We start from the raw sequence: 22,369 nt of genomic DNA, 5'->3' as shown, positions 1-22,369 counted from the left end.
CTGGAGGCGTGATGTCGATGCAGCGCCCCGACCTGCTCACGGACTGGACCGTCACCTGGGCGTGGTGGGCTGTCATCGCGATCGGCGTCGCCGGGTACACCGTCGGGGTCGCGCGGGTCCGACGGTGGCCGGTGGGCCGCATCGCCGCGCTCGTCGCGGCGGTCGTCCTGCTGGTGCTGGTGCTGAACTCGCCGGTCGCGGCGTTCTCGCACCACCTCTTCTCGGTGCACATGCTCGTGCACCTGGCGCTCATCATGGTGATCCCGCTGCTGCTGGTGCTCGCGCAACCGATCCGGCTCGCGGTCGAGGCGTCGTCGGACGCAGGTGCCCGACGGATCCGCGCCGTCCTGACGTTCCCCGTCACCCGGTTCCTCACGTCTCCGGCGTTCACCGTCCCGCTCTACGCCGCGGTCCTGGTCGGCACCCACCTGACCGGGTTCCAGCAGCTGATGAGCGAGAACATGTGGGTCCACGAGGCGGAGACCGTCCTCTACCTCGTCTCCGGTTACCTCTTCCTGCTGCCCTGCATAGGCACCGAGATCAGCGGCCACGAGCTGTCGCATCCCGTCCGCTTCGTCACCCTGCTGATCGCGATGGGCCCCGACACGCTCGTCGGCGTCGTGTTGATGTTGACCGGTACCGAGATCGCGCCCGCCTACGCCGCGTCGCGGATGGGCTGGGGACCGGACCCGCTGGCCGACCAGTCGCTCGCCGGCGCGATCATGTGGTTCGGGGGCGACGGTCTGATGATGTGCCTGCTGCTCGTCGTCGCGGCCCAGTGGATCCGCAGCGACCGCACCCGCGACCCCTCGCAGCCCCGGCGTGCATCCTGGCTCGACAGCGCACGCCGCGATGCCACGATCGGCGACGGACCCGGCGGTCCGGACTCCGATCTCGACGACGACGAGGCCGCTCTGGCCGCCTACAACGCCCGCCTGCGTGAACTGCACGGTCTCGACCGACGGGGCTGACCGCGACAGATCGTGGCCCGTGCCACGTGCCGAGCCGCCGACCTCGGCGTCTGGAACACTGTCGAGTCATGGGTAGGGGAACCACGGGTAAGGCCGCTGTTCCGGCCTCGGACGAACCCCGCACGCGGCTGCTCTGGGAACTCATCAGGCCTCGTCTGCCGCTGTTCGCGCTGGCGACGCTGGCCGGGCTGGTCGCGACGGGCGCGCGTCTGGGTACGCCGCTCGCCACCAAGCAGATCCTCGACTCCGTCGGTGGCAAGGCGACGATCACGGGGCCGCTGGGCATCCTCGTCGCGTTCGTCCTGGTCGGCGCGGTCGCACAGTGGTGGCAGATGGTGACGCTCGGGCGGCTGTCGGAGGGTGTCGTCTACGACGCCCGCCGGCGGATGAACCTGAGGTTCCTCTACGCACGCCTCACCCCGCTGCAGAAGAGCCCCGTCGGAGAGCTGGTCACGCGGGTGACCTCCGATTCGCTGCTGCTCCGTGACGCCGCGTCGTCGAGCATCGTGGGTGGCGTGAACGGCGTCGTGATGCTGGTGGGCACGTTGGTGATGATGGCGATCCTTGATCTGACCCTCGTCGCGGTCACGATCGGCGCGGTCGTCGTCGTGGTCCTCCTCTTCGGTCTCCTCCTGCCGGCGATCGCACGGTCGCAGGAACAGGCCCAGGCGGCGGTCGGTGAACTCGGCGCCGAACTCGACGGCAACCTGCGCGCCATCAAATCGATCAAGGCCGCGACCGCCGAGGAGCGGGTGCGCTCCCGGCTGGACGAGATCGCCGAGCGGTCCCGTGACCTCAACATGAAGGCCGTCCGTCGGCAGGCCCTGGCCATCACCACCTCGTGGACCGGTGTGCAGGCCGCTGTGCTGATCATCCTGGCCGTCGGCGCGGTCCGTGTCGCCGACGGCGCCATGACGGTGTCGACACTGGTGGCGTTCCTGCTCTACGCCTTCCAGATCGGTGACCCCATCGGCCAGCTCAGCACCAGTCTGACCGGCCTACAGGCCGGTCTCGCAGCGGCCCGACGGATCCGCCAGATCGACGCCATACCCTCGGAATCGGAGCGCCCGACGACGTTGGGGCCGCTGGAGCCGTCGACGAACGGCGTCGCGCATCCCGTCGGCGACGGCTCCGGGATGCTGCTGCGCGGCGTGCACGCGGCGTACCCGGGAGGCGACCCCGTGCTGAACGGGATCGATCTGCGGATGCCGAACCGCGGCCACGTCGCCCTCATCGGCCCGTCGGGGGCCGGCAAGACGACCCTGCTGTCGCTGTTGCTGCGCTTCCTGGATCCGGACAGCGGCGAACTGCGCCTGGGGACCACCGCTTACCACGAGGTCCCGGCGTCCAGCACCAGGAACCACTTCGCCTACGTGGAGCAGGAGTCACCCCTGATCCCGGGGACACTGCGGGAGAACCTGTGCCTCATCAACACACAGGCGACCGACGACGAGATGTACCAGGTGCTCGAGCGACTCTCCCTCGGACGAATGGTGCGCGATCTCCCCGGAGGTCTCGACGCCGAGATCTCCTCGACGTCGCTGTCAGGTGGTCAACGCCAACGCGTCGCGGTGGCCCGGGCGCTGCTCGCGCAGCGCCCGGTCCTGCTGCTCGACGAGGCCACCGCGCAGGTGGATGCGTTGACGGAGAACGCCATCCATGACGCGATCATCGACCACGCGCGTACTGGCCTGGTGATCACGATCGCGCACCGTCTGTCGACGGTGGTGGATGCCGACATGATCGTCGTCCTGCAGGACGGGCACCTGATCGCACAGGGCACCCATGACGAGCTGCTCGACTCCAGCCCCCTCTATCGGGATCTGTTGTCGGCGTTGCGGATTCCCACCGAGTCCGGCGACGGATCCGTAGCCCGGGCCGAGCCGGTAGACGTGCCCAACCGGCTGGGCAGGCATCGGCGTGTCGCGTCCGGGGAGAACTGACCCGGGGTCAGCCGTGCTGGTCGGGGGTACGGACCAGCGTGTCGACGACACGGTGGGTACCGAGTTCCCGTCGCTCGATGACCGGCGGGAAGGCACGTGACCGCCAGTTGCGGCCGTAGAGCGTCTTCATCGCGTGGGTCATCGACTTCATGGCGCGACGCACGTATTTCCCGTCCATCTCGCGAACCGTGCGCCGGCCGAGGTGGTTGATGAAACTCGTCTCGGTGCCGTAGATCCCGTATCCCGCGTCCTGCGCTCGCAGGCAGAGGTCGAGGTTCGCGCCCCACGCGTACGCACCGAAGCTGCGCTCGTCGATCTCGCCGACCTCCTTCCATGCCTCGCGACTGATGGCCATGGCCGTCCCGTCGACGATCGGGGTCACGCGGTACACGTCACGGGGTGTGTACTCGTCGGCAGGGCCGGCGTAGTCGCTGAGGACGGCCAGGTGCGCGCGGTCGTCGTAGACCGGGGCGACGACACCGGCGTCATCCGGAAGGCCCTCGGGCACAACGCCGTCGACGAACGCTCGAGACAGGCGGACGTCGTTGTTGAGGGTCATCGCCCAGTCGTACCCTTCGGCGAACGCCGTCCGGATCGCCAGGTTCGAGCCGCCCGCCCAGCCGAGGTTGCGACCGGGGGTCACCACGTTCTCGCTCGCGACGCGTGTGTAGTCACCCCGGTTGTCGACGATGACGTAGTCGACGTTCTCCCGTTCCAGATCTCCGACGAGGTCATGGGTCATCTCGACCTGTCCGTACACAGGCACTCCGACGAGCAAGGACATGTCAGCGACCTCCGGTTCGCGTGATGCGTTTGGTGCGCTCGATCTCGGTGAACGGCAGCGCGATCACGTCGAGGACACGGGACCAGCGCGATGCGCCTCGAGCGGCACGGCCGATCGTGGGTGGTTGCGCGAGCAGGAGCCACACGGCTGCGTATCGCCGAGCTCGAGTGGTCACACCGGGGTCCACCGCCAATCCCCACATCAGCCGGGTGTGGTCGAGCCATCCGCGCCCGGACCGTTCGTTGTGCGCCGACAGGGTGTTGCCGTCGTCATGTCGCACGCAGACCTCTCGGTCGACGAACGCGACCCGACGCCCGACGCTGAGCCGCAGCCACAGGTCGAGGTCGAAGGTCTGCGCCAGTTCGGTGCGAAACCCGCCGACGTCGCGTGCGTCCGACAGTCGGATCATCACGTTCGACGGCTCACCGAACCAGTTCCGCATCACGCCGCGGAACATCATGTCCTCCACGAGATCATCGCCGGCGTTCTCCGCCGACAGCGCGCGGAAGCCGATGTGCACGTCGGCGCCCTCCAGCGCCTCGCCGCGACCGTTCACCACCCGTCTGCGCGCGAACGCCAGGCCGGTCTCCTCGTCGAACGCGGACGCGAGGTCGGTCAGCGCGCCGGGAAGCAGCTCGTCGTCCCCGTGGACGAATTGGACGAACTCGCCTCGTGCCAGGTCGAGGCACCGATTGTGGTTGGCGGCCGCGCCCAGACGACCGGGATTGACGACCACCCGGTCCCCTGGTCGCAGCATCGCCCGCGCGAGCGCCACTCCCTCGTCGTCCGAGGCGTCGTCCACCACGACGATCTCCACGTCGTCGAGATCCTGGTCGAGAACGCTGCGTACACAGCGTTCGACGGTCGAGGCGTTGTTGTAGAGGGGCACGCAGACCGAGATACGCGGCCGGTCACCGCGATCGCGGGCGGTCATGGTCACGGGCGACCACACCACGTCGTACCCGTTCTCCGTGGACTCGCGCCGTCCGACCGTCATCACGGTCACGGCACCCGACAGTGCGTCGACGTCCCTGATCCAGCAAGCACTTCCGTGGTCCTGGTAGGCATCGGTCCGTGCACCGTCGAACAGCCGTAGCCGACCACCCTCGGCATCCTCGACGACGCCCATGTCCTCCACCCGCCCACCGGCGCCGACGATCTTCGGCGCCACCGCGTGGACGTCGTCGAGCTGAGCCGCGCCCGCGAGCACGGCCAACCAGGACCGGTCGTCGGGGACGACGTCGCGACGAACAACGGCGACGATGTCGTGCGGCGTCAGATCCTCCGTGAGCGAGTCGATCTCGCCGTCCGTGGTGACCCCGATCGTCGCGACCGCCCGGAACGGTGCGGTGTCCGTCGCGCGCACCAGTTCCTCGGCACGCTCGTCGGCCCGGTCGCCGACCACGACCAGCAACACGCTTGTGCCGTCGTGGACTCCCGGTGTCACGTCGTACCAGCCGGGCTTGCCCTCGATGGCCCGTACACGCCCGACCACTCCTCGTTCGGACAGCGCGCGCTCGAGGGCGCGCCGACCGGCCTCTCGGACATACGGCTTGTCCTCGAACACCGCCGCGGTCGAACCTGCTGCGGTTCGCCAGTGGTACAACACCTTCGGGATGTGCCCCACGATGCGTTCGCCGGGCAGGGAGTGGAGCCGCAGGATCAGCTCGAAGTCCTGTGCGCCGTCGCAGTGCGGATCGAGGCCGCCGACGGCGACCAGCAGCTCACGGCGGACGATCGACAGATGACTGGTGTAGTTGCAGCAGAGGAATTGATGGGGTGACCACCGTGGCTTGCGATGCGGGGAGTGACGCCACCGTCCGTCGTCGGTGATCTTGTCCTCGTCGGTGTAGACGATGTCGGTGTCCTGGTGCTCCAGCAGATACGCGGCCACCTCGTTCAGCGCCTGCGGCGGGAGGAGGTCGTCGTGGTCGACGAAGGCCACGAACGATCCGGTCGACGCGTCGATGCCCGCATTCGTGTTCCGGGAGATGCCACCGTTCCCCGCGAGGCGAACGTGACGGATGCGGGGGTCGGAGTCGGCGGCGAGGGCTACACGCCGAGCCGCATCTGGATCGGTCGAGGCATCAGCGAGCACCAGTTCGAGATCCTGGAACGTCTGCGCCAGAACCGATTCCATCAGCGCGTCGAGGTAGCGCTCCGGGGTGTTGAAGACCGGCACCACGATGCTGAACATCGGGCCGTCGCCGAACGGGTTCTCCACAGGACCGACCGGTGCGACGAAGACGTCCGGCTCGACGGTCCGCATCCACGTCTCGTAGGCGGCGTCGTACGGGTAGGGACGGAACTGCGGGTAGCGGTCACGGACGGCCGTGAGCGGGTCGAGGTCTGCGATCGCCCCCAGGACAGTGTCTTTCAGCAGCTGTCGCACCATGAGATACCCGACGCGGCTCCGTCCCCCTGTGAGCGGTCGCCGGCCGTCGGCGACGTCAACGGATGTTTCGAACGCTACAGAACGATCACGCCGCTCACCAGTCAGATGAACGGATGACCCCTCCCGCGGCGGACCTCACGCCAGTCGGAACGGCTCCCCGCGGTGGTGGTCGAACAGTGATCGCTGCGTCTCGGCGATCGACGGCGGGTGATACGAGAACGCCTGCAGCACAGAGCCGAGATAGGCGACGTCGGGGTCGGTGATGAAGGCGATGCCACCGAGGGCGGTCATCGCACCCGACGCGACCCGTTGCAGCGCCGTGCGCAGGGACGTCCTAATGAAGAGCAGTCGCGCCGAGAGTTCCGGCCCGCGTTCACCGGCGTCGTACTCGGCCGCCACGGACGTCAGGGCCGCCATCGCCGACTCGAGTTCCGCGGCGAGGGGTGTGTAGATCGCGGCATCGGCCTTGGGACTGGTGAGAACACGCTCCACCAGGGTGCTCGCGGCACCGATGTACCCGGCCGCGGCCAGGAGCCCGAACCACAGGAACCCGGTCATCTCGTGGATGCCGTCGGGGTCCTGCATGGTCCCGATCATCATCAGGGCTGCGGGGACGCGGACCCCGTCGAGGACGACCTCCTCGCTCTCGGCGCCGGCGAGGATCGGGGAGGTCCAGAACGGGCGGACGGACACACCCGGCATCTGCGCGGGGATCAGGCCGACGGCCTTGCGACCCCGACCGCCCTCGGTCTCCTTGGCGTCCAGGCTCGCGGCGAGAAAGGTCATCGATCGCGCCATGCTGCACGGCTTCTTGCTGCCCGTCACCACGTAGTCGCCGGTGTCGTCGTCGTAGACCGCCGACACGGTCGGCACCAGCGTGCTGCCCCCGACGCGACCCTCCGCGAACGCCGACGCGATCAGCGAGTCCTGCTCGACGACGCTCTGCAGCAGGGCGAGGTCCTCCTCGGGCCCGTCCTGCGCGATCTGGACGATCGTCGCGATGGACAGGTGGTGCATCACCGTGGCCACCGCGAGCGACGGCGAGTACGCGCCGACCGCCCGCTGGACGTGCAGCGCCTCGACGGCGCCGACGCCCGCCCCGCTGATCTCCTCCGGCACGATGAGCCGCGCACCACCGGCCTGGCGGAACACGTCCAGACCGTCGTTCTCGCGGGCCTCCCGCTCGGCGAGGGTGGTCGTCTCGAACCACTCCGCGAGGCGCGGCAGCCTCCGGCGGAGAGCCTCCCGTGCGGGCCGCAGCAACTCGCTGTCCAGTACGGGCGCCGGAGCACCGGTGGTCTCTGCCGGCCGATTGGCGGTCGTGGTCATCGGGTCCCCCGTCGTCGTCCTGCACCGCCACCTGTCGGCGGCAGTCCGGTGTGATGCGTAACACACGGTGTGCTCACGTGCACATTCGGTCGGACGATCCACACGACTGTTGAGAATCGTTGTGACACGCCCACAAGCTGCGCATTTGTGTGGCGGGGGTCACCGTAACCGTGGTTGTGTCCGGAAGTCGCGGAGCCGTTGTCGCCCGCGGATCATCACAGTCGTTCTCAGGAGTGTCACCAGTGCCGTCTCAGCTGATCCTCGACCGTATCCGCCACGACAAGCGGGTCTGGGCCTATCGCGTCATGCGCGACAGCGACCAGCTGCCGTTCTACCGGGTGATGAACGGGGTCAACGCGCCGACCGTGACCGTCGAGGGCCGCGAGTGCGTGATGCTCGGGTCGAACAACTACCTCGGCATGGCCGACCACCCCGTCGTCCGTGAGGGCGCCGAGCGCGCCCTGAAGGAGTACGGGACCACCGTCACCGGTTCACGGCTGCTGAACGGCACCATCGACCTCCACGTGCAGCTCGAGGACGAGCTCGCCGCGTGGCACGGCACCAAGAAGGCCCTGACGTTCACGACCGGGTACCAGGCGAACCTCGGCGCGATCTCGGCGCTCGTCGGTGTCGGGGACACCGTGATCGTCGACTCCGCCGCCCACGCGTCCATCTACGACGCGGCGCGCCTGTCGCGGGCGAAGATCCGGGCGTTCCGCCACAACAACGCCCAGCAGCTCGACGAGCGCCTGAGCCGCTCGGTCGGCGCCAAGCTCGTGGTCGTCGACGGTCTCTACTCGATGGAGGGCGACCTCGCGCCGCTGCACGAGATCGCCGACGTCTGCGAGAAGCACGACGCCGCGCTGATGGTCGACGAGGCACACAGCGTCGCCTGCCTCGGCGAGCGCCGCACCGGCGCCGCCGAGCTGTACGGCGTGGAGAAGCGCATCGACGTCCGCATGGGCTCGATGTCAAAGGGCCTCGGCTCCACGGGTGGGTTCGTCTGCGGCAACCGCGACATCGTCGACGCCCTCCGTGCCCACGCACGGACGTTCCTCTTCACGACGGCGGCCGTCCCCGCATCGCTCGGCGCCGCACTCGCGTCGGTGCGTCTGATGCAGACCGACGAGGGCCGTGAGCGCAGCACGCGGACGCTCGAGAACGCGCGCTACCTCCGCGACAGCCTCGTCGCGGCCGGCGTGCCCACCGTCGAGCCGTCGGTGCTGCCCGACGGCACCGAGGTCGTCTCCCCGATCGTCCCGGCGTTCTGCTACACCGAGCTCCGCGTCTCCAACACCTGGCGTCGACTGTTCGACGAGGGCATCTTCGCCGCCACCGCGATGTTCCCCGCGGTGCCGCAGAACAAGGCCATGCTGCGACTGTGCGTCCAGACCGAGCACACGCACGCCCAGCTCGACCATGTGGTGGACGCGCTGTCGCGGCACCTCCCGTCGATCGAGGAGATGCTCGGCGACACCGGCGACTACAGTGCCGGCGCGGTGGGCCACGCCGAGGCGGCCGGGGTCGACCGCGAGGACGCGGTCGAGGTGGACGGCGAGCGCGTCGCCGTCTGAGGAGATGCCGACACCCGTCCGTCACGTCCAGGCCTACCCCGTCTCACTCGACCGGCTGTACGCGACCCTCACCGACACTTGCTACTGGACCGACCGCGCGTCCGAGATGGACGCCGGCGGCGGTGACGTCATCCGCTTCTCGGGCGTCGGCGAGGGCGAGGGCGACGACCGCGACCGGTTCGTCGCCGTCGTGCGTCAGCGGATCGAGAGCACCTCGGTGCCCCGGGCGCTGAAGCGGTTCGCGCCGTCGTCGGTGTCCGTGATCTGTACCGAGACATGGCTTCCCCGCACCGATGCCGAAGCGCGGGGGACGTTCCACTCCCGCGCCGAGGGCCTGCCCGCCGAGGTGGAGGCGACCGTGCGGCTCGTCGCGGTCGACGACACCTCGTGCACCATGCACTTCGACGGGACGGTCTCGAGCTCGTTGGCCGTCGTCGGGGCGATGGTGGAGAAGATGCTCGTGGGCGAGACCGCGACCGGTTTCGACACCGAGCGCGACTTCACCCTCGGCTGGCTCCGGCGCGCAGCGCGGGCGTGACCGCCTCCACCCGCGCGAGGATCTCCCGTGCCGCGTCGGCCTGACCGATCCCACTGCGCAGGGCCGTCCCGTCGAGGGTGAGGACCGGGGTCACCGACGGACCGCGTCCGCGCATCCGCCGACCCATCCACGGCAGCCGCCATCCCGCCCGCGACCCCACGAGACGGTCGGTGCCGGGCAGTGCACGCAGTGTCCCCCCGCCCCGAGCGCGACTCGCCGCGACCACGACGGTCACGGCCGTGTCGACCAGCCGTGCGTCGGCAACCGCGGACAGCGCCGCGTCATGCCCCGCGCGAGTCCCCCTGCGTCCCGTCGACAACCCGTGGCCGGACGGATCGACCAGCGCCACAGCGACTCCGGCACGCACCAGCGCCGCGGCGAGCGGCGACAGATACCGGGCATGCAGACCGCGGGGCACCCCGATCACCACCGATGCGAGCGGCGCGGACCGCGGCCGATGGAGTTCGACGTGGATGCCGCCGACCGGGGTGTCGAGGCGACGGTGATCCACCGCGGACAGGACATCGAGATCGTCCCCGAGGAGTTCGCCGATCGCGGGATCGGACGCCGCCCAGGCGCGGAGCCGTCGGGTCGCGGGTTCGACCGTGACCTCGGCGGCGTGACCGGTCGGGACCACGGCGGCGTCCCCGAAGATCGGTCGGCCGCGCAGCAGCACCATTGCCGCGGCGCACTCGGTGGATCCGGCACGCGGCTCCCATCCGGTGGTGCGAGAGAACAGGTCCGGGTCGAGGGCGGCCTCCCCGTCGGAGATCCAGTGCGACGAGAACGGCAGCAGCCGGAGAAGGTACCCCGAGTCGGCGCCGAGGCGGAGCAGGCGTCGCGGGACCGCCGCGACGAACTGACCCTGCAGGGCACCGAGCTCGACGGCCGTCGTGTGGTCACGCGGCGCGATGTTGAACGGACCCACCAGGTCCCGCTTGGCCGCGAGCACGAAGGCAGACGCGAGATCGTCCTGTGTCATGAACTGGTAACGCGACTCCCGCGGGTGCGGGAACGCGATGGCCGGTCCTGTCAGCATGTCGATCGCGCTGTTGGCGACGTCGGCCCCGACGACGAATGTCGGCCTCAGCAGCGAGATCGCCATCTCGTCGGGATGCCGGCGGAGCCACCACTCGACGAAGTGCTCGACCTCGGCCTTGTCGGCGAAATAGTAGCGGCGGGGGTCTGCGGTGGGGAACTCGTCCTCGGTCACCGGGACCGGGATGTCATGGCTGCCATACGCACTCGCGCTGGACGCGATCACCATCCGGCGGACGCCGGCGCGATGGGCGCTCTCGACGACGTTGATCGAGCCGCGCACGTTGACATCGCGCGACGCCTCCTTGTCACGCTGTTCCTCCACGACGAACGCGAGGTGGATGACCGTGTCGCATCCGGCGAAGACCTCCGCGAGGGATGGGTCACGCATGTCGAGCGGGACCATCGTCAGCTTCGGGTGGGTGATCCGCGGCGCACTCCGACCCAGACCCACGACGCGGTCGACCTCGTCGTCGGCGAGCAGGAGCGGGAGTATGGCAGCGGCGAAGTCGCTGGTGGCACCGGTGACCGCGACGACGCTCATCGGTCGGGCCCGTCGTGCACGGCGCCGGCGGTCTTCTCGACCGACATCGGGGTGGGTTCCGTCGTGTCGTCGGCCATCTCGGCCTCGATCACGTCGACCTGATCGCCGATGATGCCGGAGGTCCGGTAGCGCCGCGGGAGCATGACGGCGACGACGATCGCGCAGGCGAACACCGCACCGGCCGCGACGTACGACGCGTAGGCGGAGCCGGTGAGTGCGGCCTGTTTGATCTGGGCGATGAGGACCTCGCGGGTCGACTCGAACATGGGCGGGATCTCACGATCGCGGATGCCGATGACCGACAGCACGCTCGAGCGCGCGTACTCCTTGTCGCGCGCGCTCATCAGTCCGGCGGGTATCCCGTCGACGAGTGTCTTGACGTGACTCAGGTAGTACGAGCTGGTGATCGACCCGATGACGGCGACGCCGAGGGTGCCGCCGATCTCGCGTGTGGTGTCGTTGACGGCCGATCCGGCTCCCGCCTCGTCGGCGGGTACCGACGACATGATCGACTCCGTCGCCGGGCCCTGGATGATCGCGATGCCCACCGCGAGCAGCAGCATCGCGGGCAGGATCAGCGTCAGGTAGGAGCTGTCGAGGGTCACCTGACCGCCGACCAGCAGGCCCGCACCGATGAGCACCAGCCCCAAGACGAGCGGTGGCATCGTGCCGACCCGTTGCGCGAGGACCGTCGCCGTCGGCGCCGACACCGCGAGTGCGGCGGCGAAGGGGAGCGTCGCGAGCCCGAACGCGAGCGGCGAGTACTCACGCACGCCCTGGAAGTACTGGGTGATGAGGAACAGGAACCCGAAGAGGCTGAAGTAGCCGACCGCGATCGCCAGGGCCGGCAGTGCGAAGGGGCGGATCCGGAACAACCGCATGTCGAGCACCGGGGACTCGGTGGTCAGTTCCCGTCGCACGAACAGGACGAGCAGCACCAGCGCGACCGCGAAACCGATCAGCGTGATCGGCGACAGCCAGCCGTAGTGCGGGCCCTCGATGATCGCGAAGACACCGATCGAGATGCCGGCCACCGAGAGCACGACGCCCTGCCAGTCGAGCGGACCCACCGACGAGGCCTTCGAGTCGGGCACGATCACCGTCGCCGCGATCACGGCGACGATCGCGACCGGGACGTTCAACCAGAACACCGAATGCCACGAGAAGTGGGTGAGCAGCCAGCCACCCGAGATCGGTCCGATGGCCACCGCGACGCCGGCGATCGAGGACCAGATGCCGATCGCGAGCGACTTCTCCTTCCGGTCCGGGAAGATCGCCGTGATGATCGCCAGCGTCGCGGGCAGGACAGCCGCGGCGAAGACACCCATCAGCGCCCGCGACACGAGGACCCACGCCTGGTCGGTCGCGACGGCACCGATCACCGACGACAGCCCGAGGCCGGCGATGCCGCCGAGGAGCATCCGCTTGCGGCCGTACCGGTCGCCGAGGTTGCCGAAGGCGAGAAGGAAACCGGAGAACGTCAACGTGTAGGCGTCGACGACCCACTGCAGACCGGTGATGCTGGTCCGCAGCTCGAGTCCGATCTGCGGCAGCGCCACGTTGATGACGGTCATGTCCAGGACGATCAGGAGTTCGCAGAGGCAGATGACGGCGAACGCGCTGAGCTGACGGGTGCGCGACATGGATCCTTCCCGGTCACAGTGCGACTGGCAGCACCGTATCCCCACGATCGGGGTGCACGGGCAACATTCGTTGAGGCGCGGGACGTCGCTCCGTGGCGGGGCCGCGCGCCGTGTGACGTAACCCAAATCACACGACCTCACGGCACCCAGCCTCCTGCCACGACGTCGTGCGTGTCGACGGGTGATGTCACGCGTTCGTCCGACATGTCCTGAGTGTCCGTAACAAACGTCCGAGGATCCTCGATAGCGTTCGTACGAGCCGGTCACGGCACCCGACGAAAGACAGGACCTGCGATGCGTATCAAGGAACGTCTGACAGCAGCAGCCGTCGCGGCGATGGCAGTGGCCTTCGTTGGGGCCGGCCAGACGGCGGTGGCCTCCGCCGACGACATCACGATCGGCGAATTCACCGTCGGCGGCCGGATCCTCGACGCCTACAAGGCGACCGGCGGCCAGGAGAAGTGGGGTGCGCCCACGTCGAACGAGAGGCCCGCCGACGCGTTCGGCCGGTTCCAGACCTTCGAGAAGGACACCGCGTTCTACTGGAAGGCGAGCGTGTCCGGCGGTGTCGCCCACCAGATCGGCGGCGCGATCCGGGCGAAGTGGGGAACGAAGAACTGGGAGCGCGGTCCGCTGAAGTGGCCCACCACCGACGAGCTCGACGCATCGGGCAAGGGCCGCAAGCAGTTCTTCCAGGGCGGCAACATCTACTACGGCGCCACCTCCGGCACCCACATCGTGTGGGGAGAGATCCTCAACCGGTACGCGGCGCGCGGCGGCCCGGCCAGCACCCTCGGCCTGCCCACCGGCGACGAGTTCCGCGTCGGCAACCGGTTCGGCCAGAACTTCCAGGGCGGTCAGGTCTTCTGGCCCTGAACGGCCCCGACGACAAGCCGCGCGATCACGGTCTCCTCGACGTCGGAAGGGACCACCGGATCTACTGGGAGGAGAGGGGTGACCCCTCCGACGTCCCCGTCGTCTACCTCCACGGCGGTCCCGGCGGGGCTCTCGGCTCCGGTGCGTACGCGCGTCACGTCGATCTGAGTCGCGCGCGGATGATCGGCTTCGATCAGCGTGGGTGTGGACGTTCGACACCACACGCGTCCGAACCCGGCACGTCGATGTCCGAGCACACGACGCAGCACCTCGTCGCCGACATGGAGGCGCTGCGTGCGCATCTGGGTGTCGATCGGTGGGTGGTGAACGGCGCGTCATGGGGGTCGACCCTGGCCCTGGCCTACGCGCTCGCGCATCCCGACCGTGTTCTCGGCATCGTCTGTGTCGCGGTCACGACGACGCGTCGGTGGGAGGTCGACTGGATCACCGAGGGGGTGGGTGTCCTGTATCCCGACGAGTGGGATCGCTTCGCGAGCCACGCCGAACGCGCCGGCATCGGGTACGTCCGCGGACGCGACCGACTCGTCTCGGCCTACTCGTCGTTGATGGAGTCCGAAGACGCCGCAGTCCGAGATGCGGCGTCGCGGGCGTGGACGCGGTGGGAGGACGCGGGCCGGCGAACTGGCAGGGATCCCCGGTGTTCTCGTCCACGGCCGCCGCGACGTGTCCGGCCCGGTCATCACACCGTGGCTGCTGCACCAGGCGTGGCCGGGGTCGGAACTCGTCGTGAGCGAGACATCGGGTCACGGTGGCATCGAGATGGGCCAGGCATGGGACGGCGCAAACGAGTCACTGCTGCAGTCCTTCTCGGCGTAGACGGCTCAGCCCGAGGTGTCGCCGGTGGACGCGTGATCTGCGCAACCGAGTAGGTCCCGGCCCCTCTGCGCGTAGCGTTGACTCAGTCCCCCAGTTCTCCGGCGGTTCCACCGCTCGCTGTCGGACGTGATGCGGTTGCCGACCACCGTGACCGGGTGAGGCTCAGCCGTGTCCCCAGCACTCCGCCGCGTGCACCCTCCCGCACCGGCGTCATGACAGTCGCAGGCTTCGCGGCCGTCGCGTGCGACGAAGCCGTCTGGGCGCTCGGCGTCGACGAGGTCGGCATCGCCGTCGGCACATCACTCGACTCCGTGTGGGGACTCGTCGGAGCGACCGGTCCGCTGGTGACCGCGATCGACGACGAACAGCTCCGACTCGGGATCGGACCGGTCCCCGACGCACTCCGCCTCGGCGGCGTCCATGGCGCACCCGACCTGCACTCGGTGCGCGTGATCGACCACCATGCCGCGTTCCTCGCGCGCGGCGCGACCCGTCTCGGTGTCGGCGCCGTGTTCGCGATCGGCCTGCAGCTGCCGACCGGCACGCCGGCCGCACTGCACCTGGTACGGCGGACGCCGGGCGCACCGATCGACGACGACGCGGTCCACGTCCACGCCAAGAACGTCGGGGTCGCCATCGCCCGCGACATCGACCTGCGGCTCATGCACGGCGCCGCCGGTGACCACTGGATAGACCGGTTCGTCGTCGGCCGGGACGCCACCTCGCGCCCCCACGTCGGCGACTCCCTGACACGACGACTCCGGGTGGTCGCCGCGGTCGACATGGTGGTCACCGCCGAGCGGATCGACCACCACGACGCGCTGGCACGCCTGCGCGGCTACGGGTTCCGCGACGACCGTCCGTTGAGCGACCTCGCCGAACTGGTCCTGTCCGGTGACGTCGCGGTCGACGACCTGATGCGGTGACCTGGGGTCGGTTTCGTCAGACCGGCATGAGCAGGGTCTTGCGCGGCGTGCGGAAGGTGTCCTTGTCCCGCAACTGCGCCAACGCCTTTCGCAGCTGCAGTCGGGTCTGCGACGGTTCGATCACCGCGTCGACGTACCCGCGCTCGGCCGCGAGGTACGGCGTCGCCATCATCGTGTTGTAGAAGTTGATGAAGTCGGTACGGATCTTGTCCGCCTCGTGCGGGGTCGCGTTCTCGGTCTGCCGCCGTGTGAGGATGGCCGCGGCGGACTCCGCACCCATCACAGCGATCTTCGCGGTCGGCCAGGCGAAGTTGATGTCGGCGCCGAGTTGCTTGCAGCCCATCGTCGCGTAGGCGCCGCCGTAGGCCTTGCGCACCACCACCGTCACCTTCGGCACGTCGGCCTCGACGTAGGCGAAGAGGAACTTGCCGGACCGGCGGATGGTGCCCTTGGCCTCCTCGGCGACGCCCGGGAGGATGCCCGGGGTGTCGACGACGAACACCAACGGGATGTTGAAGGCGTTGCAGATCCGCACGAATCGTGTGGCCTTCTCCGAGCTGTCCGTGTCGAGGACACCGGCCATCACGCTCGGCTGGTTGGCGACGACACCGACCGACCGCCCGTCGACACGCGCGTAGCCGGTGATGATGTTGGGCGCGAAGATCTCCGACACCTCGTGGAACGCACCGTCGTCGAAGATGCGGACCAGGATGTCCCGCATGTCGTAGCCGGCGTTGTCGTTGTCGGGCAGGAAGTCGTCGAGGAGACGGTCGCTGTCGGTGACCTCCGGCTCGAGACCGGGGTTGATGACCGGCGGCTGCTCGTGTGCCGTCGACGGCATGTACTGCAGGTACTCCCGCACCCAGTCGAACGCGTCCTGCTCGGTGTCGGCGACGTGGTGGATGTTGCCCCAGCGTGCCTGGTTGTGGACGCCGCCGAGGTCGTCGGCGTCGATCTCCTCGCCCGTCGTCTGCTTGATGACGTCCGGACCCGTCACGAACATGTAGCTCTTGTCCTTGACGCCGACGAGGACGTCGGTGTTCGCGGGGGTGTAGACCGCGCCACCGGCGCACTTGCCCAGGATGATCGACACCTGGGGCGCGAGACCCGACAGCAGATCGTTGCGGCGGCCCATCTCGGCGTACCAGGCGAGAGAGGTGACGGCGTCCTGGATGCGGGCGCCCGCGGAGTCGTTGATGCCGACCATGGGGCAGCCGATCTTGCCGGCCCACTCCATGATCGCGGACACCTTGCGGCCGAACACCTCTCCGACGGTTCCGCCGAAGACGGTCTGGTCGTGACTGAACGCGGCCACCGGACGTCCGTTGACGAGCCCGTGTCCGGTGACGACGCCGTCGCCGTAGCCGGTCGAGTCGCTGCCGGACATCTTCGCCAGCTGGCCCATCTCGACGAAGGTCCCGGGGTCGAACAGCATCCGCAGACGCTCACGCGGGGAGGGGATGCCCTTGGCGGCCCGTTTCGCGTCGGCTTTCTCGCCCCCGGGGTTCTCCGCGACCCGCAACTTCTCACGCAGATCGGCAAGCTTCGCCGCGGTGGTGTCCATCAGTCGCTGTCTCCTGTCGGTGATCGGTGGGACCTCCGGGGTCCCACCGGCTCATCATGCGCTCGCGTCGGCGGTCAGCCGGGCCAGTCGGGCCGAGAGGTCCGCACCGATCCGCGACACGTACGGCTCGTCGATCATCGCGATGTGGTCGCCGCCGATGTGCACGATCTCCAGATCGTCGACGACCTCACCCCACCGGCCGTCCTCGGGGATGTCGGCCCAGCGCGGTTCCAGCTCGACGGCTCCGTCCTGCATCTTGTCCGCGCGGTACAGCACGACCGTGCCGTCGAACGGCCCCGGCTCGATGGTCGACAGCGCGCGGTTGTCGAGGAACGACGTCCGCTGGTGCTCGATGATGCCGCCCGGGATCTTCGCGTTGCTCATCTGGAGCAGCTCCATGACGATCCGGAACTGGCCCTCGTCGTCGGCGTCGACCAGGCGGTCCATCGGGACCGGGACGTCGTCGACGCCGTAGGTGCGCTTGGCGAACGCCATGTAGCGCTCCAGACGGTCACGCTTCTCCTCGGTCGTCTCCTCCGACGACCCGTTGGGCCGCACCGCGTCGATCAGGGCGACGAACGCGACGTCCTCACCCCTCTCACGCAGCATCTGCGCGCACCCGTAGGCGAGCGCGCCACCGAGTGACCAGCCCGCGAGGATGTACGGGCCGTTCGGGACGACCTCGAGCAGCTTCGGCAGGTACTGCTCGACGCGCTCGGCGATGGTGCCCTCGACGCGGTCGAAACCGATGACCGGCTGGTCCTCGGGCAGTCGCTTCAGCAACGGCTCGTACGCCATCGACGACCCACCCGCCGGATGGAACAGCAGCAGAGGCGGCTTCGTGGATCCCTCGACCGTGCGCAGGTAGCGGACGAACCCGTCCACGGCACCACCCTCGAGGTGGTCACGCACGTACGACGCGAGGTCCTCGATGGTCTCGGAGTCGAGGACGTCCTCGATGTCGATCTCCCCGCCGGCGCGCTCCGACAGCCGCGCGGTGAGCTGCTCGGCGGTCTCCTCGTCGAGCACGGGCAGCTTGGTGAAGATGCCGCCGGGCGACGCGCCGGTGACCTTCGTCCACACTCCGAACGTCAGACGCTCGGCCGCGTCCCGCGGTGGCACGTCGGCACCGGCGGCCGCGGCGACGGCTGCCTGGTCGACGAGTGCAGCGGGCGACGGCGACGGCGTGGCCGGAGACGGGTCGGCTACCGGCGCGGGCTCTGCCACCGGCTCCGGTGGCGCGGCGGGCGTCTCGGCCGTCGCCGGGGTCTCGGTCGCGGCCGGCTCGGATGCCGGCGCCGCGTCGATCAGCTCGGCGATGGCCGCGGTGTCGAGCACGGCACCATCTCCGCCCTCGGCGATGGCCGCGACCTCGTCACGGTGCTCGACGGCGTAGGTCACGAACTTCACGACGTCGCGCAGGTCCGCCTGCCGCATCGCCTGCAGCTGCAGCTGCGGGATGTCGAACTCGTACTCGACGCGGTTCTTGATCCGGACCGCCATGAGCGAGTCGAGACCGAGCTCGATGAGCGGGATCTCCCGCGGCAGGTCCTCGGGCTCGTAACCCATGGACTCCGCGACGATCAGCGCGACACGGTCGTCGACGGACTGACCGCTGTCGGGGCTCCACCGCTGACCGATGTCCTCGACGATCTCCGGCTCGGTCACCACGCGCTCGTCGACGAAACCGGATGCGCGGGCGGCCTCACCCGGCGACTGGTCGGTCGCACCGGGGACAGCTGCGGGCTCGGCGGCGACAGCGGTCGCCCCGAGTGCAGTGCCCCTGACGACCGCATGCATGAGCAGCGTGAACGACGAGCCGTCCTTCGCGTGCACCTGCAGCGACCCGCCACCGGGGTGCGCGGTGAAGGTGGTGGTCAGCGTTCCCGCCGAGGGGATCTCGGCGTACTGCTCGGCCGCGCCGACCGCGACGTCGGTGAGGACCTGGCCGGCCGCCGCACCGACGAGCGCGCGGGGGTCGGTGACCGCAGCGGCGGACACCTCCCAGGCGTGGCGCCCGTCCGGCAACGCGACGTGCGCGCCCGGGACGCGGTCGGCACCGCTGCCACCACCGATGCGGGTGCGCAGCCAGTACTCCTTGCGCTCGAAGCGCGTCCGCGGGATGTCGGCGTACTCACCCGCCCCGAAGAGGCTCGCCACGTCGACGGCGTGACCGTGGACGTAGAGCTTCATCAGCGCGGTGACGACGCCGAGACCCTCGTCCTCCTTGCGCCGCAGCGTCTCGATGAGTTCGGCGTCGTGCAGACCGGCGTCGAAGGTGACCGCGGCGACCGAGATCAGCACGGCGGGGTTCGGTGAGAGTTCCAGGAACGTGCGGTGCCCGTTCTCCACCGACTTCGCGATCGCCTGCGAGAACCACACGCTGTGCCGCAGGCCCTTGATGAAGTACTCGATCGTGTGCACCGGCTCGGATCCCGGGCGGTAGAACGTCTCCCGGTCGATCGAGCTGTAGAACCCGACGGTCGGACGCAGCGGCTCGATGCCGGTCAACTCGTAGGCGAGCTCGCCGAGCAGCGGGTCCATCTGCGACGTGTGGCTCGCACCCTTCGTCTGCAGCTTGCGCCCGAGCTTGCCCTCGGACTCCGCACGGGCCACGATCGCGTCGACCTGCGACTCGGGGCCACCGATGACGGTGTGTGTCGGCGCCGCATAGACGCAGATCTCCAGGCCGGGGAAGTCCTCGAGGACACCGATGATGTCGTCGGCGCTGTACTCGACCAGCGCCATCAGACGGATGTCGTCGCCCTCCAGGCTCGCCTCGCCCTCACCCATCAGACGCGAGCGCTGACAGATGACGCGCGTCGCGTCCTCGAGCGAGAGCCCGCCGCTGATGTAGGCGGCCGAGGCCTCGCCCATCGAATGCGGCACCAGCACACCGGGTTGCGCCCCGTGGTGGCGCAGCAGCTCGAACAGGCCCACCTGGATGGTGAAGATGCCGACCTGCGCGGTCTCGATGCCGTACGTCTGCGCGTCGTCGAGGAACATCTCGACGATCGAGTAGCCGAGCTCGTTCTGCACGAACTCGTCGACCCGGTCGAGGGTCGCCGCGAACACCGGGTTCTCGCCGTACAGCTGCTTGGCCATCTTGCGGTGCTGGCTTCCGAAGCCCGACAGCAGCCACACGGCCGACGCGGGATCCGGTGAGTCGCAGGAGAACACGAGCGGCGACGCCTTGCCCTCGGCCACGGCGCGGACACCCTTGATCGCCTCGTCGTGGTCGTGGGCCATGACGACGGCGCGGCTGCGTCCGTGGTTGCGGTGGGCCAACGCACGGCCGATGTCGACGAGCGACGCGGCACGCCCCTCGTCGGTCTCGAGCCAGTCGGCGAGGTCGGCCGCGGCCTTGCGGCGACGCGACGGCAGGAACGCCGAGATGACCAGCGGGACAACCATGCCCTCCCGGGTGACCGGCGCGTAGTCGGCGAGCGGATCGGCCTCGACGGCCGGGGTCTCCTCGACCGCCGGAGTCGACCCGGCGAACATCCCCATCGCCGCCTTCTCCGCGTCGGTGAGGAACTCGTCGTCATCGAGGTCGTCATCGATGTCGGCGGGGCTGTGGGCACCCAGCGCCACGGCCGCGATCTCCTGCGCCGGACTCGGTTTTGGACTGTCGGTCAGATCCTGCGGCAGCACCTCACGCACGACGACGTGGGCGTTGGTGCCCCCGAAACCGTTGCCGGACACGCCCGCCACCGCGTGACCGCTGTAGCGCGGCCACTCGGTCGCCTCCGGGATCACGCGCAGACGCGTGGCCTCGAACTGGATGTACGGGTTCGGCGCGGTGTAGTTCAGCGACGGGGGCAGCTTGTCGTTCTGCATCGCGAGCACGAGCTTGATGAGACCGGCGGAGCCGGCGGCCGCCTCGAGGTGGCCGAAGTTCGTCTTCGCCGAGCCCAGCAGTGCCGGCTTGTCGGCGTCGCGTCCGCGCCCGACGACGCGGCCGAGCGCGTCGGCCTCGATGGGGTCGCCGAGGATGGTGCCGGTGCCGTGCGCCTCGATGTAGTCGACGGAGCGTGGGTCGATGGCGGCGTCGCGGTACGCGGCACGCAACACGTCGACCTGCGCCTCGGGATTGGGTGCGGGCAGGCCGTTCGACCGGCCGTCGGAGTTGACCGCCGACCCCGCGATGATCGCGAGCATCGTGTCGCCGTCGCGGCGGGCGTCGGCGACGCGCTTGAGGATGACGACGCCGCCACCCTCGGCACGGATCATCCCGTCGGCGTCGGCCGAGAACGCCTTGATGCGACCGTCTTTCGCCTGCACGCCGATGCTGTCGAAGCCGAGCGTCGCCGCCGGCGACAGCAGCATGTTGACGCCGCCGGCGACGCAGACGTCGGTCTCACCCGACCGGAGGCTGCGCACCGCCTGGTGCACGGCGACCAGCGACGACGAGCACGCGGTGTCCATGGCGATCGACGGACCGCGGAAGTCGTAGAAGTACGAGACGCGGTTGGCGACGATCGACGTCGAGGTGCCGGTCAACGCGTAGGCCGCGGTGTCGCCGTTCGACTCGGGGTCGGCGACGGCCATCATCTGGTAGTCGTTCGTGGAACTGCCCAGGTACACGCCGACCTGTGCGCCGCGCAGGTCGCTCGGCGGGATGTGCGCGTGCTCGAAGGCCTCCCACGTCAACTCCAGCGCGAGGCGCTGCTGCGGGTCGACCATCTCGACCTCGCGCGGCGACATCTGGAAGAAGTCGGCGTCGAAGCCCTTGACGTCGTCGAGGTAGCCGCCGTGCACGTTCGACTCGGCGAGCACCTGCGCGACGCGCGGCTCCGCCTTGAACTCGGTCCACCGGTCCTCGGGCAGGTCGGAGACGCCCTCCCGGCCGTTGATCAGGAGATCCCACGTCGACTCGGGGGTGTACCCGGCCTTCGGGAAGCGCGTCGCGACACCGACGATCGCGATGTCGTCCTCGGCCGCCCGCTCCCGCACGTAGAACTGCGCGTCGGCGTCGGTGTCGACGCCGGCGTCCGGGTCGCCCTCGATGATCCGCTTCGCCAGCGACGCGATGGTCGGGTGCTGGTAGGCGACGGTCGCGGTCAGCAGTACACCGGTCTTGTCCTCGATGTCGGCTGCCATGGCGACAGCGTCACGCGAGGCCAGGCCGAACTCCTCCATCGGACGGTCGTCGGAGATCTGCTCGACCGGCAGTCCGGTGGCGGTGGAGACCCACTGCCGCAGCCAGTCCCGCAGCTCCGCGACGGTCAGGTCACCGGCCGTCTCGCCCGCGGTGCCGTGCGCACTGTCGGTGACGGTGGTCGCCTCATCGCCGGTGACCGGTGCAGGGCCCGTCCCGTCGGGACGCGCGGCCTCGGCCGACTCCCCCGTCCCCGCCGAATGTGCTGCGCCGCTGTTCAGTTCAGACATCTCGTCCTGTCGATCG

The 22,369-nt window shown here is 69.4% G+C and carries 14 protein-coding genes and 1 pseudogene; 8 read left to right on the top strand and 7 right to left on the bottom strand.

Annotation, left to right across the window (positions count from 1 at the left end):
• Positions 1–11: 11 nt before the first annotated feature.
• Entirely contained in the window at positions 12–971 is a 960-nt protein-coding gene (locus Q1A98_RS03345) for a cytochrome c oxidase assembly protein (protein ID WP_299570539.1), read from the top strand.
• 68 nt (positions 972–1,039) lie between these two features.
• Entirely contained in the window at positions 1,040–2,914 is a 1,875-nt protein-coding gene (locus Q1A98_RS03340) for an ABC transporter ATP-binding protein (RefSeq protein ID WP_299569851.1), read from the top strand.
• A 7-nt stretch (positions 2,915–2,921) separates the two neighbouring features.
• Here Q1A98_RS03340 and Q1A98_RS03335 read toward each other — a convergent pair whose 3' ends face one another.
• The 3 genes from Q1A98_RS03335 to Q1A98_RS03325 form a co-directional block, all read right to left on the bottom strand.
• Positions 2,922–3,698, bottom strand: a complete 777-nt coding sequence (locus tag Q1A98_RS03335) for a glycosyltransferase family 2 protein (protein ID WP_299569849.1) — start codon at positions 3,696–3,698, stop codon at positions 2,922–2,924.
• A gap of 1 nt (position 3,699) precedes the next feature.
• Positions 3,700–6,093 carry a glycosyltransferase gene (locus Q1A98_RS03330; RefSeq protein WP_299569847.1) on the bottom strand — a complete coding sequence of 798 codons (2,394 nt, stop codon included), beginning with the start codon at positions 6,091–6,093 and terminating at the stop codon, positions 3,700–3,702.
• Positions 6,094–6,228: 135 nt separating this feature from the next.
• Complete coding sequence (locus tag Q1A98_RS03325; RefSeq protein ID WP_299569845.1) at positions 6,229–7,422, bottom strand: acyl-CoA dehydrogenase family protein; 1,194 nt, start codon at positions 7,420–7,422, stop codon at positions 6,229–6,231.
• A 242-nt stretch (positions 7,423–7,664) separates the two neighbouring features.
• On the opposite strand from Q1A98_RS03325, the gene Q1A98_RS03320 reads away from it, so the two are divergent.
• Positions 7,665–8,996 carry an aminotransferase class I/II-fold pyridoxal phosphate-dependent enzyme gene (locus Q1A98_RS03320; RefSeq protein ID WP_299569843.1) on the top strand — a complete coding sequence of 444 codons (1,332 nt, stop codon included), beginning with the start codon at positions 7,665–7,667 and terminating at the stop codon, positions 8,994–8,996.
• A gap of 4 nt (positions 8,997–9,000) precedes the next feature.
• Complete coding sequence (locus Q1A98_RS03315) at positions 9,001–9,534, top strand: DUF2505 domain-containing protein (protein ID WP_299569842.1); 534 nt, start codon at positions 9,001–9,003, stop codon at positions 9,532–9,534.
• On the opposite strand, the gene Q1A98_RS03310 is transcribed toward Q1A98_RS03315, so the two are convergent.
• Both Q1A98_RS03310 and Q1A98_RS03305 read right to left on the bottom strand, forming a co-directional pair.
• Positions 9,497–11,116: an NAD-dependent epimerase/dehydratase family protein gene (locus Q1A98_RS03310; RefSeq protein WP_299569840.1), complete on the bottom strand. Its 1,620-nt coding sequence runs from the start codon at positions 11,114–11,116 to the stop codon at positions 9,497–9,499. The two genes, Q1A98_RS03315 and Q1A98_RS03310, sit on opposite strands and share 38 nt — an antisense overlap.
• Complete coding sequence (locus Q1A98_RS03305) at positions 11,113–12,759, bottom strand: MFS transporter (RefSeq protein ID WP_299569838.1); 1,647 nt, start codon at positions 12,757–12,759, stop codon at positions 11,113–11,115. The genes Q1A98_RS03310 and Q1A98_RS03305 overlap by 4 nt, the downstream gene beginning before the upstream one ends.
• Before the next feature lie 294 nt (positions 12,760–13,053).
• On the opposite strand from Q1A98_RS03305, the gene Q1A98_RS03300 reads away from it, so the two are divergent.
• The 4 genes and pseudogenes from Q1A98_RS03300 to Q1A98_RS03285 all read left to right on the top strand — a co-directional run bounded on the left by Q1A98_RS03300 (position 13,054) and on the right by Q1A98_RS03285 (position 15,398).
• Entirely contained in the window at positions 13,054–13,635 is a 582-nt protein-coding gene (locus Q1A98_RS03300) for a lysozyme (RefSeq protein ID WP_299569836.1), read from the top strand.
• A pseudogene (locus Q1A98_RS03295) lies at positions 13,626–14,087 on the top strand (alpha/beta fold hydrolase); the annotation flags it as partial. The gene Q1A98_RS03300 and the pseudogene Q1A98_RS03295, both read left to right, overlap by 10 nt.
• 142 nt (positions 14,088–14,229) lie before the next feature.
• A complete protein-coding gene (locus Q1A98_RS03290) occupies positions 14,230–14,472 on the top strand; it encodes a hypothetical protein (protein ID WP_299570594.1) in 243 nt (80 codons plus the stop codon).
• Positions 14,473–14,684: 212 nt separating this feature from the next.
• Positions 14,685–15,398 (top strand): hypothetical protein, encoded by a 714-nt coding sequence (locus tag Q1A98_RS03285; protein WP_299569834.1) that lies wholly within the window; start codon positions 14,685–14,687, stop codon positions 15,396–15,398.
• Positions 15,399–15,414: 16 nt separating this feature from the next.
• Here Q1A98_RS03285 and Q1A98_RS03280 read toward each other — a convergent pair whose 3' ends face one another.
• Together Q1A98_RS03280 and pks13 are read right to left on the bottom strand one after the other, a co-directional pair.
• A complete protein-coding gene (locus Q1A98_RS03280; RefSeq protein ID WP_299570537.1) occupies positions 15,415–16,965 on the bottom strand; it encodes an acyl-CoA carboxylase subunit beta in 1,551 nt (516 codons plus the stop codon).
• A gap of 51 nt (positions 16,966–17,016) precedes the next feature.
• Positions 17,017–22,353: a polyketide synthase Pks13 gene (gene pks13, locus Q1A98_RS03275; protein ID WP_299569833.1), complete on the bottom strand. Its 5,337-nt coding sequence runs from the start codon at positions 22,351–22,353 to the stop codon at positions 17,017–17,019.
• Positions 22,354–22,369 lie beyond the last annotated feature (16 nt).

This window comes from uncultured Williamsia sp., from assembly GCF_947494875.1.
Lineage (GTDB): Bacteria > Actinomycetota > Actinomycetes > Mycobacteriales > Mycobacteriaceae > Williamsia_A.
This window is presented reverse-complemented; position numbering and strand designations above follow the sequence as displayed.